The sequence below is a fragment of the Anaeromyxobacter oryzae genome (assembly GCF_023169945.1).
In the GTDB taxonomy this organism is placed as follows: domain Bacteria; phylum Myxococcota; class Myxococcia; order Myxococcales; family Anaeromyxobacteraceae; genus Anaeromyxobacter; species Anaeromyxobacter oryzae.
In genome coordinates this window covers 2631425-2646521 of the sequence record NZ_AP025591.1, presented here as the reverse complement: position 1 = coordinate 2646521, position 15097 = coordinate 2631425, and the positions used below count along the sequence as shown (strand labels likewise).

At 73.2% G+C, this 15097-nt stretch carries 14 protein-coding genes and 1 pseudogene; 13 read left to right on the top strand and 2 right to left on the bottom strand.

Translation table 11 applies throughout. The features are described 5' to 3' along the window. Positions 1-27 precede the first annotated feature (27 nt). The 12 genes from AMOR_RS11495 to AMOR_RS11440 all read left to right on the top strand — a co-directional run bounded on the left by AMOR_RS11495 (position 28) and on the right by AMOR_RS11440 (position 11814). Positions 28-1005: a lysophospholipid acyltransferase family protein gene (locus AMOR_RS11495; RefSeq protein ID WP_248361163.1), complete on the top strand. Its 978-nt coding sequence runs from the start codon at positions 28-30 to the stop codon at positions 1003-1005. A 74-nt stretch (positions 1006-1079) separates the two neighbouring features. Beyond that, the gene (locus AMOR_RS11490) at positions 1080-1610 is read left to right on the top strand and encodes an LptA/OstA family protein (RefSeq protein ID WP_248361161.1); all 531 of its coding nucleotides are present in this window, start codon (positions 1080-1082) and stop codon (positions 1608-1610) included. Further along, a complete protein-coding gene (locus AMOR_RS11485; protein ID WP_248361159.1) occupies positions 1607-2176 on the top strand; it encodes an LptA/OstA family protein in 570 nt (189 codons plus the stop codon). Before AMOR_RS11490 ends, AMOR_RS11485 begins: the two co-directional genes overlap by 4 nt. Beyond that, entirely contained in the window at positions 2173-2928 is a 756-nt protein-coding gene (gene lptB, locus AMOR_RS11480) for an LPS export ABC transporter ATP-binding protein (RefSeq protein WP_248361157.1), read from the top strand. The genes AMOR_RS11485 and lptB overlap by 4 nt, the downstream gene beginning before the upstream one ends. Next, positions 2925-4430, top strand: a complete 1506-nt coding sequence (gene rpoN / locus AMOR_RS11475) for an RNA polymerase factor sigma-54 (RefSeq protein WP_248361155.1) — start codon at positions 2925-2927, stop codon at positions 4428-4430. The genes lptB and rpoN overlap by 4 nt, the downstream gene beginning before the upstream one ends. A gap of 297 nt (positions 4431-4727) precedes the next feature. After that, on the top strand, positions 4728-5285 hold the full coding sequence (gene hpf / locus AMOR_RS11470; protein WP_248361153.1) for a ribosome hibernation-promoting factor, HPF/YfiA family: 558 nt from the start codon (positions 4728-4730) through the stop codon (positions 5283-5285). Positions 5286-5438: 153 nt separating this feature from the next. Continuing rightward, the gene (locus AMOR_RS11465; RefSeq protein WP_248361151.1) at positions 5439-5897 is read left to right on the top strand and encodes a PTS sugar transporter subunit IIA; all 459 of its coding nucleotides are present in this window, start codon (positions 5439-5441) and stop codon (positions 5895-5897) included. Positions 5898-6069: 172 nt separating this feature from the next. Continuing rightward, the gene (locus tag AMOR_RS11460) at positions 6070-6297 is read left to right on the top strand and encodes a sulfurtransferase TusA family protein (RefSeq protein WP_248361149.1); all 228 of its coding nucleotides are present in this window, start codon (positions 6070-6072) and stop codon (positions 6295-6297) included. 16 nt (positions 6298-6313) lie between these two features. Beyond that, the gene (locus tag AMOR_RS11455) at positions 6314-8284 is read left to right on the top strand and encodes a 4Fe-4S dicluster domain-containing protein (protein ID WP_248361147.1); all 1971 of its coding nucleotides are present in this window, start codon (positions 6314-6316) and stop codon (positions 8282-8284) included. Then, a complete protein-coding gene (locus AMOR_RS11450; protein ID WP_248361145.1) occupies positions 8284-9804 on the top strand; it encodes a hydrogenase iron-sulfur subunit in 1521 nt (506 codons plus the stop codon). Before AMOR_RS11455 ends, AMOR_RS11450 begins: the two co-directional genes overlap by 1 nt. Then, a complete protein-coding gene (locus AMOR_RS11445) occupies positions 9801-11285 on the top strand; it encodes a Ni/Fe hydrogenase subunit alpha (RefSeq protein ID WP_248361143.1) in 1485 nt (494 codons plus the stop codon). The genes AMOR_RS11450 and AMOR_RS11445 overlap by 4 nt, the downstream gene beginning before the upstream one ends. Before the next feature lie 67 nt (positions 11286-11352). Beyond that, entirely contained in the window at positions 11353-11814 is a 462-nt protein-coding gene (locus AMOR_RS11440; RefSeq protein ID WP_248361141.1) for a hydrogenase maturation protease, read from the top strand. Positions 11815-11872: 58 nt separating this feature from the next. On the opposite strand, the gene AMOR_RS11435 is transcribed toward AMOR_RS11440, so the two are convergent. Then, positions 11873-12424, bottom strand: a complete 552-nt coding sequence (locus tag AMOR_RS11435; RefSeq protein ID WP_248361139.1) for an SH3 domain-containing protein — start codon at positions 12422-12424, stop codon at positions 11873-11875. Positions 12425-12625: 201 nt separating this feature from the next. On the opposite strand from AMOR_RS11435, the pseudogene AMOR_RS11430 reads away from it, so the two are divergent. Further along, positions 12626-14177, top strand: a pseudogene (locus AMOR_RS11430) (ATP-dependent DNA ligase). Positions 14178-14404: 227 nt separating this feature from the next. Here AMOR_RS11430 and lepB read toward each other — a convergent pair. Beyond that, positions 14405-15094, bottom strand: a complete 690-nt coding sequence (lepB, locus tag AMOR_RS11425) for a signal peptidase I (protein WP_248361137.1) — start codon at positions 15092-15094, stop codon at positions 14405-14407. Positions 15095-15097 lie beyond the last annotated feature (3 nt).

Below are 15097 nucleotides of genomic sequence, written 5' to 3'. Positions count from 1 at the left end.
CCGGTAACCCGTGATACTTTCCCCGCCGTGGCACCCCCCCTCCGCAAGCAGATCAAGCGGCGCGCGCGATCGGTGCTGGTGCGCTTCGCCGTCCGGCTCCTCGGGTTCCTCCCGCTCGGCCCGGCCCTGGCGCTCGGCGGGTTCGCAGGAGCGGTGGCCCATCGCCTCGCCTGGAAGACCCGCGGCGTCGCCCTCGCGCACCTCGCGCTGGCGTTTCCGGAGAAGTCCGAGGCCGAGCGCGAGGCGATCGCCCGCGGGATGTTCGTGCACCTCGCGCGGTCCGCGCTCGAGCTCGCCGCGATCCGCTCCTTCGACGACCGCCTCGACGCGTACGTCGAGCTCTCCCCGCCGACCCTGCTCAAGGACGTGATCGCCCGCGGCCGCGGCATGGTGTTCGTGACCGGCCACGTCGGCAGCTGGGAGCTGCTCGCCCGCCGGATCGCGCGCGCCGGCATCCAGAACGCGGTGATCGCGAAGGCCAGCGCCGACGCGGCGCTGAACACGATGGCCGAGCGGTTCCGCGCCGAGGGCGGCGTCACGACGCTCTGGCGAGAAAACCCCGACACCGGCCGCGCGATCATCCGCACCTTCCGCCAGGGCAAGGCGCTCGGCCTCCTCATCGATCAGGACACGAACGTTCAGGGCGTCTTCGTGCCCTTCTTCGGCCGGCTCGCCTTCACGCCCCGGGCGGCGGCGGACCTGGCCATCCGCTTCGGCGCGCCCGTGGTGGTCGGGACCATCCACCGGAAGGGCCCGCACCCGGGCGACGGGCACCTCCTCACGGTGACCGAGATCCCGTTCTCGAGCGACCCGCCCGACCGGGAGGCCGAGGTCGTGCGGTTGACGGCCGCCTGCTCTGCCGCCCTGGAGGCGGCGATCCGTCGCCACCCGGAGGAGTGGGTCTGGATGCATGAGCGCTGGAAGACCCGCCCCGACGAGACCGCGACCGGCGGCGGCCCCCAAGCAAAGGCAGTGCCGAAAAGCGCTGACCTTTCCAACAGGTAGGGCAACCCCGTGCTTAGCAAGGTCTGTGCCCGTCGATCCGGTCGGGAAAGAATGCTATGTTTCAGCGGTTTTAAATGCGCTACGTCGCTCTCCTGCCGTTCGCAATCCTGATCGCCACCGGGCTCGGCTGCGGGTCGGCCCGGCCCGGGGAGGTTCACGAAGTGGTGCCTGAGCTCGCACTCGAGGGGGTCCGGTTCCGCGTCTGGCGCGGTCCGGAGCTGCGCGTCGAGGGGGAGGCGAAGACCGCCACCCTGCGGCGCGACTCGACGGAGCTCGTGGCCCGGGACGTGCTCGCGGTCCTCCCCCGCGCCGGATCGCCGATCCGGATCACCGCCCCGGTCGGCCAGGGCGTCCTCCAGGCCCAGACCTTCGAGGCGCGCGGCGGTGTCCTGGTGGAGCGGGGCACGGACGTCGCCCGGACCGAGACCGCCCGGTACGAGCCGCTCCCCCGGGGCGGCGCGGTCGTCCGGGGCGACCAGCCGGTCGAGCTGACCGGCCGCGGGTACCGGCTCCACGGGACGGGGTTCACGCTCGACCCGGAGAGCGGCGATCTGGACCTGTCCGGCCCGACGCGGCTCGTGGCGGGCCTGCCGGAGGCCCGGTGACGCTCGCCGTGTTCGCCGCGCTTGCGGTCCTCGCCGGACCGGGCAAGCCCGCCGCGCCCGCCAAGGCGCGCCCGCCGGCCGCACGCCCGGTACCGGCCGTCGCCGACGCGCCGGCGGCGCCCCCGGTGCACGTCGACGCCGCCGAGTTCCACTACGCGCCGCGCCGCCGCGAGGTGGTGTTCACCGGCAAGCCCGTCACGATGACGCGCGACGACGCGCGGCTCACCTGCCTCCGCCTCGTCGCGAAGAACGACGAGCGGGGCGAGATCGTCTCCGCGGTGTGCACCGGCGACGTCCGGTTCGTGCGCGGCGAGCGGGTCGTGACCTGCGCGACCGCCACCTACGAGAACGCCGCCGCCCGTGTCACCTGCGAGGGCGCGCCGGTCGTGCTCCACGACGCGGGCACCGAGGCGGAGGGCTCGCGGCTCGTCTACGACCTCGCGACCGACGAGGTGCAGCTCAAGGACGCGAAGGTGAAGATGAGCGGCGAGGAGGTCGAGAAGCGCCGCGCCGAGTACGAGGAGCGCAAGAAGAGCCGCGTCCAGAAGCCGGAGGCCCGCCAGTGACCGGCACGCTCCTCCGCGCCGAGGGGCTCGTGAAGAGCTACCGCGGCCGCCGGGTGGTGGACGGCGTCTCGTTCCACGTCGCGCCCGGCGAGGTGGTGGGGCTCCTCGGCCCGAACGGCGCCGGCAAGACCACGTCGTTCAACATGGTGGTCGGGCTCGTGGTCCCGGATCGCGGCCGCGTGAACCTCGGGAACCACGAGCTCACGAAGCTCCCGATGCACCGCCGCGCCCGCCTCGGCGTGGGGTACCTGCCGCAGGAGGCCTCGATCTTCCGGAAGCTCACGGTCCGCGAGAACTTCGTGGGCGTGCTCGAGGCGCTCGGCGTGTCGCGCGCCGAGCGGAACCACCGGGCCGACGCGCTCATCGCCGAGTTCCGCCTCGAGAAGGTGGCGGGGAGCCTCGGCGAGCAGCTCTCGGGCGGCGAGCGGCGGCGGGCCGAGGTGGCGCGGAGCCTCCTCTCGAACCCGAAGTACATCCTCTTCGACGAGCCCTTCGCGGGCGTCGATCCCATCGCCGTCGGCGAGCTGCAGCGCCTCATCGGCTCGCTCCGCGATCGCGGGATCGGCGTCCTCATCACGGACCACGCGGTCCGCGAGGCGCTCGGCATCTGCAACCGGGCGTACATCCTCTCCTCGGGGTCGATCCTCGAGGCGGGGACGCCCGCCGAGATCGCGGCGAGCCCGAAGGCGCGCGCCGTCTACCTCGGCGAGAAGTTCAGGCTGGACGAACCACACGTCCTGGAGCAGCGATGAGCCTCGAGCTGAAGCAGCACCTCAAGATGACGCAGCAGCTGGTGATGACACCCCAGCTGCAGCAGGCCATCAAGCTGCTCCAGCTCTCGCGCATGGAGCTCGTCGACCTCATCCGCACCGAGGTCACCGAGAACCCGCTGCTCGAGGGCGCCGACGAGCCGGACGAGGAGCCCACCCAGAGTGGCGAGAGCCCGGCCGAGGTCGCCGAGCACGAGGCGAAGCCCGAGCACAAGGAGACGGAGAAGCTCCAGGAGGTGAAGGGCGAGGAGGGCGCGAACGAGATCGACTGGGACCAGTACCTCGACCACTACCAGCTCCAGGGCCACACCGCGCCGTCGAACCGCGGGCTCGCCGACGAGGAGCTGCCGGGGTACGAGGCGACCCTCACGAAGAAGACCGATCTCGTCGACCACCTCGTGTGGCAGCTCCGCCTGTCGGCGTTCAGCCCCGACGAGGAGCGCGTCGCGATGCTCATCATCGGGAACCTCGACGACGACGGCTACTTCAAGATGCCGGCGGTCGAGGGCGAGAGCGAGGAGACGACGACGCGCGACCCGCTCGTGCGCGTGGCGTTCGAGGCCGGCGTCGGGATCGAGTTCGCCGAGAAGGTGCTGAAGAAGGTGCAGCAGTTCGACCCGATGGGCGTCGCGGCCCGTGATCTCCGCGAGTGCCTGCTGCTCCAGATCCGGTACATCAACGCGGACACGCCCGAGATCGTCGCGATCGTCGAGCGCCATCTGAAGCACCTCGAGTCGAAGAACTACGGCGCGATCGCGAAGGACCTCAAGATCTCCATCGAGGAGGTCGTGAAGGCGGTGAAGGTGATCAGCCGCCTCGAGCCGAAGCCGGGCCGCGCGTACACGGGGGAGGAGCCGCAGTACATCACCCCCGACGTCTACGTCCACAAGATGGGCGACAAGTACGTGACCGTCCTGAACGACGACGGCCTCTCGAAGCTCCGCATCTCCGGGATGTACCGGGCCGCGCTCAAGAACGGCGAGGCCGGGAAGGCGAAGGAGTACATCCAGGACAAGCTGCGCTCGGCGGTGTGGCTCATCCGCTCCATCCACCAGCGGCAGCGGACGATCTACAAGGTCACCGAGTCGATCGTGAAGTTCCAGCGGGACTTCCTCGACAAGGGCATCGCGCACCTCAAGCCCCTCATCCTCCGCGACGTGGCCGAGGACATCGGGATGCACGAGTCCACCGTCTCGCGCGTCACGACGAACAAGTACGTGCACACGCCGCAGGGCATCTACGAGCTCAAGTTCTTCTTCAACTCCGCCATCAACAAGACGGGCGGCGACGAGATCGCGAGCGAGGCGGTCAAGAACCACATCAAGCAGATCGTGGCCGCCGAGGATCCGAAGCACCCGCACTCGGACCAGAAGATCGTCGAGCTCCTGAAGACGCAGAACATCGAGATCGCGCGGCGGACCGTCGCGAAGTACCGCGAGGTCCTCGGGATCCTGCCGAGCTCGAAGCGGAAGAAGTACTTCTAGGCCAGCGGCGCGGGGTCCCGCCACCGGGCGCGCCCCGACGGGCGCGATCGGTCGATCTGTAGCGCCGGCGACGAGCGGGCGCCAGCCCCTCGGGACGGACGGCCGCCGCGAGCAGCGAGCACCCGGAAGAGAGCGCACGTTCCGCGAACGCTCGGGCTCGATCCTACCGCCCCTGGGCTATTATGAATCGCGCATGTTGCCATCCGGCAACGTCGGCATCGGCCGCGGAACCTGTGGGAGAGATCCCGCCGGACCGCGGCCGACGCATTTCGACGGTCCTCCAGAGGAGGCGGTTCCATGCAGGTGAACATCACCTTCCGGCATCTCGACCCCACCGAAGCCCTCAAGGCACACGTGAAAGGCCGCGTCGAGCACGTCCAGCGCTACATCGATCGTCCGAGCGAGGCGCACGCCGTGCTGCACGTCGAGAACCTCTATCACCACGCCGAGATCACCGTGAAGGCGGGGCGCTTCCTGCTCCGCGGCACCGCGAAGTCCCAGGACATGTACGCGTCCATCGACCAGGCCGCCGACAAGATCGAGAAGCAGCTCAAGAAGCACAAGGAGAAGATCCACGACCGTCACAAGAGCGCCCCCGGCACGAGCGAGCTCGCCGCGGTCGAGGTCCGTCACGACGTGATCGACATCATCGACCACCCGGAGCGCCCCAGCCACCGCGTCGTGAGGAGCACGCAGTTCCAGGCGAAGCCCATGTCGCTCGACGAGGCGATCCTCCAGCTCGACCTCCTCGACGCGAACTTCTACGTCTTCCAGAACGCGGACGACCGCGCCATCAACGTCGTGTACCGCCGGGACGACGGGAACGTGGGGCTCATCGAGGCCCGCGGCGCCTGACGGAACGCGGCGCTCGCCCCGGGGGTGCCCGCCACCGCGTGCCCCCCGGCGGCGAGGCGCCGCGCAGGTGCGGAGCCGCCCGCCGCATGCTCGGAGCCCGGCTTGCCTTCTTGCCGACGCGTTGCCACATGTGTTAGCTGACGCCGGTCCACCATGAAGATCGTCGAGTTCCTCCGGCCCGACGCAGTGATCGGAACCCTCTCCGGGCAGAGCGGGCAGGCCGTGCTCTCGGAGCTGACCCGGCCGCTCGTGGCGATCCAGAAGGTGGACGGGCAGAAGCTGCTCGACACGCTCCTCGAGCGCGAGAAGCTCGGCTCGACCGGGATCGGCGAGGGCGTCGCGATCCCGCACGGGAAGGTCCCGAACCTCCCCGGCCTGATGGCGAGCTTCGGCCGCTCGATCCCGGGCGTCGACTTCCGGGCGATCGACGGGAAGCCCACGCATCTGTTCTTCGCGCTGTTCGCGCCGGAGAACTCCGCGGGCGCGCACCTCAAGGCCCTCGCCCGGATCAGCCGGATCTTCAAGAACCCGGCGTTTCGCGAGGCGATCCTGAAGGCGGCCAACGAGGCCGAGATCTACCGCCTCATCGAGGCGGAGGACGCCAAGTACTAGCGCTCCGCAGAATTCCTTACAGGATGTCGCACCCTTGGCCGTTTGACGCGGCGGTGTCGGGCCGGTAATGTCGACCGCGAGCGTCCGTGACGGCGACGCCTCTCTTCAACGACACACCGCGCCCCGGCGAGGCCTCGCGCCCGCGGGCACCGCTGCCAAGGAGAACGGCGAAGTGGGACTCAACTTCATGAAGATCGACTGCAGCGGCATGCGCTGTCCCCAGCCGGTGCTGAAGCTGGCGGTGGAGACGGCGGAGACGCCGGCCGGCACGGTGGTCGAGATCATCGGGGACTGCCCCACGTTCGAGAAGGACATCCGCACGTTCTGCGAACGGCGGAAGAAGACGCTCCTGTCCGTCCGCGCGGACGGCCCGAAGTGCGTGATCCAGATCCAGTACTAGCGCAGGCGCAGCCGGTGTGAGCGACGAGGCGAGCGGCGGGCGCGGAGCCCAGGAGCGCGGGACCGGAGGACGGACCGGGCTCTACTTCTGCCGCTGCGGGCCGAACCTCGGGAACGTCGTCCGCCTGCCCGAGCTCGCCGAGGGCGAGGGCTGGCCCGGCGCCGCCGACGTCGCCATCCACGACGTCCTCTGCTCGCCCGAGGGGAAGGCCTGGCTCGCGGCGCGGATCCGCGAGCAGGGGCTCGAGCGCGTCGTCATCGGCGCCTGCTCCCCCCGCGAGCACGAGCACACCTTCCGCGGCGTCCTCGAGGGCGCCGGCCGGTCCGCGTGGCACCTCGCGATGGTGAACCTCCGCGAGCAGGCGGAGTGGATCGCCGGCGGCGAGCCCGGCGCGGTGACGGCGCGGGCCCGCGCCCTCGTCTCCGCGGCGCTCCGCCGGGTCGCGCTGCAGCGGCCCATCGCGCCGGGAGAGGTCGACGTCTCCGCCGACGTGCTCGTCGTGGGCGGCGGCGCCGCGGGAATCTCCGCCGCGCTCGCGCTCGCGCAGGAGCGGCGGAAGGTCGTGCTGGTGGAGCGCGCGTTCGTGCTGGGCGGCCTCGCGAACCAGCTCGACGAGATCTTCCCGGACCTCGAGTGCGCGAGCTGCTTCATGGAGCCGGCGCTCGATCGGGTGCTTCACGACGACCGCATCGAGGTGCTCACCGGGGCCGAGGTGACGCGCGTCCGCGGTGCGGCGGGCCGCTTCACGGTCGAGCTCGCCATCGCGCCCCGGAGCGTCGATCCGGCCGCGTGCCTCGGGTGCGGCGAGTGCGCGAAGGCCTGCCCGGCGGAGAGCCGGGACCCCTACGCGGGCGGCCTCGGCACCCGCAGGGCGATCCACCTGCCGTACGCCGGGTGCCTCCCGCACGTCTCGGTGGTGGACCGGGCCGCCTGCCGTCACCACGGCGGACGCGGGCGCGGCCCGGACTGCGACCTCTGCGCGTCGGCCTGCGCGTTCGGCGCGATCCGCCTCGACGAGGCGCCCGCGGTGCGGAGCGTCGAGGTGGGCGCGATCGTGGTCGCGACGGGCCTCGAGCCCGGCGCCGCGGACGGCCCGGAGGGCGTCGTCTCGAGCTACCAGCTCGAGCGCATGCTCCACCCGAACGGTCCGACGGCGGGTGCGGTGCGGGGCGTGGCGGGCGAGGTCCCGCGGGCGATCCTGCTCGCCGCCACGGCCACCGACGACGGCGCCGAGCTGGCCGCGCGCGAGATCCTGAAGCTCGCGCACCTCGTGAAGGCGCGGCTGCCGGACGCGCGCGTGACCGTGGCGGGCGGGCTCGATCGCGCGCCGCAGCTCGCCCGCGTCGCCGCCGAGCTCGCCGCGGAGGGGGTCGAGCTCGTCCCGGGGGCGCTCGTGGACGGCGGCGTCACGAAGGTGCTGGGCGGCCTCTCGGTGAGGCTCTCCGCGCCCGGCGGCATCGAGACGCGGCACGCCGCGGACCTCGTCGTCGTGCACGCGGCGCCGCGGCCGGCGGTGGGCTCCGCCGCGCTCGCGCGGCTGCTCCGGATCGACTCGGACGCCGCCGGCTTCTTCCTCGACGGGGCGGCGGGCCCCTTCGAGCCCACCGCGACGCGGATCGGCGGCGTGTACGTCGCCGGGGGCGCCGCGGGGCCGCGCACCATCCACCAGGCGATCCGCGACGGCGCCGCGGCGGCGGGCCAGGTGCTCTCGTCCCTGCTCCCCGGAGAGAAGAAGGCGCTCGAGCCGCTCGCCGTCGACGTGGAGGCGGACCTCTGCGGCGGCTGCGGAATCTGCGCGTCGGCCTGTCCGTTCGGGGCGGTGGTGATCCAGCCCGGCGTGGGGAAGGCGAAGGTGGAGGCGGTGCACTGCCGCGGGTGCGGCACCTGCGCGGCCGCCTGCCCGACCGGCGCGGCGAGCGCTCGCCATTACACCCGGGCGCAGATCGAGGCGGAGATCTCGGCGCTCCTCGCGGCCGGCGGCGCGTGATGGGCGGCGATCGGACCGGGCGCGAGCCTCGCATCGTCGCGTTCCTCTGCAACTGGTGCGCGTACTCCGCCGCGGACAAGGCGGGGCAGGCGAGGCTCGCGTACCCGCAGAGCCTCCTCACCGTGCGCGTCATGTGCACCGGGCGCGTCGAGCCGGCGTTCGTGCTCCAGGCATTCCGCGAGGGCGCCGACGGCGTGCTCGTCGCCGGCTGCCACCCCGGCGACTGCCACTACCTCGACGGGAACCTCCGCGCCGCCGCGCGCCACGCGGTGCTGGTCCGCGCGCTCGAGCAGGCGGGCATCGAGCCGGCGCGCTTCCGGATCGCGTGGGCGGGCGCGAGCGAGGGCGAGCGGTTCGCCGGGATCGTCTCCGGGATGACCGAGGAGCTCCGCGCCCTCGGGCCGCTCGAGTACCGCCGGCGCGCCCTCGACGCCATCGTGGATGCGCTGCACCTCGCGCCGCACCGGCTCGACGGCATCGAGCAGCCCTCGCCGCCGCCCGCGCGGGCGGGGAAGCCGAGGGTCGCGTTCTACTGGAACGCCTCCTGCGGCGGGTGCGAGGAGGCGATCGTCGACCTCGGCGACGGCTTCGCGGACCTGCTCGAGAAGGTGGAGGTGGTGCTCTGGCCCGTCGCCCTCGACTACAAGAAGAAGGACGTCGAGGCGCTCCCGGACGGCGGCATCGACGTGGCGTTCGTGAACGGCGCGGTGCGCCTCACCGAGCAGGACGAGTGGGCGCAGCTCCTCCGCCGCAAGGCGCGGACCCTCGTCGCGTTCGGTGCGTGCGCGCACCTCGGTGGCGTGGTCGGGCTCGGCAACATGTCCGGGCCGGACGAGATCCTGGACGCCGCGTACCGGCGGGCGCCGTCCATCGCGAGCGGCGACGGGGTGCTCCCCGGGCAGCCGGTCCGGGCGGGCGGCCACGACCTGTCGCTCCCCGTGCTGCTCTCCCGGACGCTGCCGCTCGCCGAGGTCGTCCCGGTCGACTACACGATCCCGGGCTGCCCGCCGTCGCCGGCGGTGGTCTCCGGCGCGCTCGAGCGGATCCTCGCGGGCGCCCTCCCTCCGCGGGGCGCGGTGCTCGCGCCGAACGCCTCGCTGTGCGAGGCGTGCCCGCGGAAGGACTCGAGGCCGGAGCGGATCGAGGTGCGGGCGCTCCGGCGCTTCGCGACCTCGGCCGTCGATCCGGTCGCCTGCTTCCTCGCGCAGGGACTCGTGTGCCTCGGGCCCGCGACGCGCCAGGGTTGCCAGCCGGGCTGCCTCGAGGTCGGGATGCCGTGCCGCGGCTGCTTCGGGCCGCTCGACGGCGTGCGGGACGGGGGCGCGGCGATGCTCTCCGGGTTCGCGTCGCTCCTGCAGGGCGACGAGGACGGCCTCCGCGCGCTCGCCGCGGCGGTGCCGGACCCGGCGGGCACGTTCTGGCGGTACTCGTACGCGGCGGGGCTCGTGCCGGCGCGGGTGCGGCCCGTGGCGCGCCCTGGCGGCGAGGGCGCGCCGCCGGCGGAGGGCTCCGGCGAATGACGAGGAGGATCACCATCGATCCGATCACCCGCCTCGAGGGGCACGGGAAGATCGAGATCCTGCTCGACGAGCAGGGCAACGCCGCGAGCGCGTACCTGCAGGTCCCTGAGCTCCGCGGCTTCGAGCGGTTCTGCGTGGGCCGCCCGGCCGAGGAGATGCCGCAGCTCACCGCGCACGTGTGCGGCGTCTGCCCGGCGGCGCACCACATCGCGTCGGTCCGCGCGCTCGACGCGCTCTACGGCGTCACGCCGCCCGTCGCCGCGCGCCGCGCGCAGGCGCTCTACTACAACCTGTTCGTCTTCGAGGACCACCTCCTCCACTACTGGTACATGGGCGGGCCGGACTTCTACGCCGGCCCGAAGGCGCCCGCGCCGATGCGGAGCCTCCTCGGCGTGCTCGCGCGGGTCGGGCAGGACCTCGGGAAGCGCATCCTCTCCGTCCGCAAGGAGGCGCGGGATCTCATGGCCGCGCTCGCGGGGCGGACCGTGCACCCGGTCTTCGCGCTCCCCGGCGGGATATCGAAGGCGGTCGACGCCGAGACGGTGGGGCGCGCGCGCGACGCCGCCCCGCGGCTCGTCCAGTTCGCGGTCGATACGCTCGAGTCGTTCCGGGCGGCGGTGCTCGGGAACGCGGAGTACGCGGCCGCGATCTCGAGCGAGGTGTTCCGGGTCCGCTGCCACTCCATGGGGATGGTGGACGAGGCGGGGCGCGTCGCGTTCCTCGACGGGCGGATCCGGGTCGTGGATCCCGCCGGGAACGAGCTCGCGCTGTTCGACCCGCGCGACTACCTCGCGCACGTCGCGGAGCGGGTCGAGCCGTGGACGTACGCGAAGCTCACCTACCTCGCGGACAAGGGCTGGAAGGGGTTCACCGAGGGCAGCGGGAGCGGGATCTACCGCGTCGGCCCGCTCGCGCGGCTCAACGTCGCGAAGGCGATGGCGACGCCGCGCGCCGAGACCGAGCGGCAGCGGCTCTTCGAGATGCTCGGCTGGCCCGCGCACCAGACGCTGGCGTTCCACTGGGCGCGGCTCGTCGAGGCGCTCCAGGCGGCGGAGATGGTGCAGCTCCTCGCGAACGATCCCGACCTCGCCGAGCCCGAGGTCCGGATCGTGCCGGCGCCGCTCGCGGGCCCGGCCGAGGGCGTCGGCGCCGTCGAGGCGCCGCGCGGCACGCTCTTCCACCACTACGCGACCGACGCCGACGGGATGCTCACCGCGGTGAACCTCGTGGTCGCCTCGCAGCACAACGCCGCGCCCGTGCAGATCTCGGTGCGCAAGGCGGCGCGCGGGCTCGTGAAGGGCGGGAAGGTGGACGACGGCCTCCTGAACCTGCTCGAGATGGCGTTCCGCGCTTACGACCCCTGCAACGCGTGCGCGTCGCACGCGCTCCCCGGCGAGCTGCCGCTCGTCGTGACGGTGCGCGGGCCGGACGGTGCGGTGCGCGACGTCGTGCGGCGGCGGGTGTCCGAGGACGAGGGGTGAGGGGCGGCCTCGTGCGGCCCGTTCACCCGGAGCGTAGCGCCCGCGACGCGCGCGGAGTCGAGGGCGCATGACCTCGCCGGGGATCCTCGTCCTCTGCCTCGGCAACCCGCTCCGCCGGGACGACGCCGCCGCGCTCCGGGTCGCGGACGCGCTGGAGGCGGAGCCCGAGCCGGGCGTCACGGTCCGCCGCTCGGCGAAGGCCGGCCTGTACCTGCTCGACGACATGGAGGGCTTCGACCGCGTCGTCGTCGTCGACGCGGTCCGGACCGGCGCGTTCGCCGCCGGCACGGTCCACTCGGTGCCGCTCGAGGAGATCCGCGCGCCGGGCGGACCGTCGCCGCACGCGATCGGGCTCCCCTCCGCGCTCGCGCTGGCGCGCGACGCGGGGGCGCCGGTGCCGTCGCGGATCCACGTCGTCGCCGTCGAGGTCCTCGAGATGGAGACCATCGGCGAGGGGCTCACGCCGGAGGTCGAGCGGGCGATCCCGGAGGTGGTCGAGGCGGTGCGGCGGGCGGTGGCGGCGCTCTGATGACGGCGCTCGACGGCTCGCGTGTCGTTTCCGGCGGGCGCAGGGTCGGGCGTCGCGCTCAACGCAGCAGCTCCACCGCGTCCGCCGCGATGAACGCCGTCGGCCCTCCCTCGTCCCGGAAATGCACGCGGCGGAAGCCGTTCACCACGGTGTCCGCGACGTCGACGAGGGTCCCCGGCGCCAGCGTCCGCCGCACCGGCGACAGCCGGTCCGGCCCTGCGCGCACGGCGATCTCCCCCGTCACCCTCGCCAGGAGGTAGGCCCCGATCGGATCCGGCCAGCAGCGGTATGCGGTCCCCTGGTAAACGTCGGTGGTGTCTTCGTCGGTCACTATTACCTGCGGCGGCCCGACCACCAGAGTGTCCGCGCCGAGCTCGGCGGCGTGGTTCCTCGTGACCCGGAGCGCGTCGTCCAGCACGGCGAAGCCCGACGGACGCGTCCACCCCCCCTCCACCGGTCCGACCTGCTGGCACTGCGGGTCCACCGCGTCGACCACGCGGACCGCGGCACCTGCCGAGGTGAGCGATGGTGGGAAGAGTCTCAGGGGTAGAAGTAGACACCCGCCGAGGGGCGCGACCACTGCGACGGCGAGCAGGGTGGAACGGCGCATGCGCTGCCTCCCGGGGTGCCGGGGGACAGTGCACGAACCGTGCACCGTCCAGGGGCGCGAAACTCCGCGGGCACAGGGTCGATCGAGTGCGGATCCGTTGCCGGACGGCCACAACGCGTGAAAGGGCGTCACTCCCTGCAGCGCGTTCGTGGGTACCGCCAGCGATTCGCTCGCGCCGGCGGCGCCGGTTAGAACTTCCCGATGCTCCTCGCCGACCTCGCCGCCACCTCCCGGGACGTCGCGGGGACGTCCGGGCGTCTCGAGAAGATCGCGAGGCTCGCGGAGGCGCTCCGCCGCCTCGCGCCGGACGAGCGCGCCGTGGGCGCTGCGTGGCTCGCCGGCGACCTCGGCCGCGGCCGGATCGGCATCGGCTACGCCGCGGTCCGGGAGGCGCTCGGGGCGACCTCGCCCGCGGCTGCGCCGTCGCTCACCGTCGCCGAGGTGGACGCGGCGCTCGGCCGGATCGCGGCGGCGAGCGGTGCCGGCTCCGCGCTCGAGCGGCGGCGCGCCCTGGCCGAGCTCTTCGGCCGCGCGACCGAGGACGAGCGCCGGCTCCTCGCCGGGCTCGTCCTCGGCGAGCTCCGGCAGGGGGCGCTCGAGGGCGTCCTGGTCGAGGCGCTGGCGCGCGCGGCGGGGCTGCCGGCGCCGGAGGTCCGGCGCGCGGTCATGCTCGCGGGCGCGCTCCCGCCGGTCGCGGCGGCCGCGCTCGGCGAGGGTGCGGACGGGCTCCGGCGGTTCGCGCTCCGGGTCGGGGAGCCGGTCCAGCCCATGCTCGCGCAGACCGCGGCCGACGTCGCCGAGGCGCTCGCCGCGTGCGGCGGCACCGCCGCGCTCGAGTGGAAGCTCGACGGGGCGCGGGTGCAGGTCCACAAGGGCGGCGACGTCGTGAAGGTCTTCTCGCGCTCGCTCCGCGACGTCACGTCGGCGGTGCCGGAGGTGGTCCGGCTGGTCCGCGCGTCACCGGCGCCGACCCTCGTCCTCGACGGCGAGGCGATCGCGCTGCGGGCGGACGGGACGCCGGAGCCGTTCCAGGTCACGATGCGACGGTTCGGGCGGAAGCTCGACGTCGAGCGGCTCGAGCCCGAGCTGCCCCTCACCGCGTTCTTCTTCGACGCGCTCGTCGTCGACGGCGCCGACCTGCTCGCCGCGCCCGAGCGGGCGCGCTGGGACGCTCGCGCGCGCCATCCCGCCGGACCGGCTCGTCCCGCGGCTCGTCACGGGCGACCTGGCGGCGGGCGAGGCCTTCCTCGAGGACGCGCTCCGCCGCGGGCAGGAGGGCGTGGTCGCGAAGGCGCTCGACGCGCCCTACGAGGCCGGCCGGCGCGGCGCCGCCTGGCTCAAGGTGAAGCGCGCGCACACGCTCGACCTCGTCGTGCTCGCGGCGGAGTGGGGCAACGGCCGGCGGAAGGGGTGGCTCTCGAACCTGCACCTCGGCGCGCGCGATCCCGCGACCGGCGGCTTCGCCATGCTCGGGAAGACGTTCAAGGGGATGACCGACGCGATGCTCGCGTGGCAGACGGAGCGGCTGAAGGCGCTCGCGACCGGGCCGCTCGACGCGTACGAGGTGCCGGTCCGGCCGGAGCTCGTGGTGGAGGTCGCGTTCGACGGGCTCCAGGCGAGCCCGCGCTATCCGTCCGGCCTCGCGCTCCGGTTCGCACGGGTGAAGCGCTACCGCGAGGACAAGCGGCCGGAGGACGCGGACACGATCGAGACGGTGCGAGGGATCTACGAGCGGCAGGGGAGGGCCGGCTAGCCGCGGTGCGGCGTTCGTGCCCATGCCCGTGCCCGTGCCCGTGAGCGTGCCCGAACCCGTGCCCGCCTCCCGCTTCCCGTGGCCCCTGAGACGTGCCCGAGCCGTTCACCGACGGGTTCACGGGTGACGGGGAGAGGCCGGGCCACGGGCCACGGGACCTCGGTTCACGGCCACGGAGAAGCCGGGCACGTGTACGGGCACGGTCACGGGCAGCGCCGACGGCGGCGCTAATGATTCACGAAGTGAAACAGGCGGTCCCACCGCGGTCCGTGCGGACCCCACGAGACGAGCGTCATCTGAGCGCGCCCCTTGATCCGCCCGACCGGCACCGGGCCGAACACCCGGCTGTCGGCGGAGTGATCGCGGTGGTCGCCCGCGAGCCAGACCGTCCCCGCCGGCACGCTCTGCTTCTCCACGTCCCCGCACGGGATGTAGGGCGTGCAGTACGTGTGATACCGGTGCGGGCCGAGCTGCTCGACGAAGTCGATGCAGGGCTCCTGCCGCCAGTCGCCGCCCTCGGGCTTGTTCCAGTAGTCGCACCGGCCGTCGAGGCGCTCGTAGGGCGACGGCGTGCCGTTCACGACGAGGTGCCCGTCCTGGATCTCGACGGTGTCGCCGCCGACCGCGACGACGCGCTTGATGAGGTCGTCGTTCCGCGGGTTCCCGGGCGGCGCGAGCAGCACGACGATGTCGCCGCGCTTCGGGCTGGACCAGGTCGCCTGGGCCGTCTCGGTGAAGGGGAGGCGGGCGCCGTACGCCCACTTCTCGACGACGACGTAGTCGCCGATCTGCAGCGTCGGGATCATCGATCCCGACGGGATGTACACCGGCTCGTAGAGGAAGGTCCGGAAGGCCAGGACCGCGAGGATGGTGAGCGTCCACCCTCGGATCTCCTTCACCAGCTTCGCGCGATCCACTGT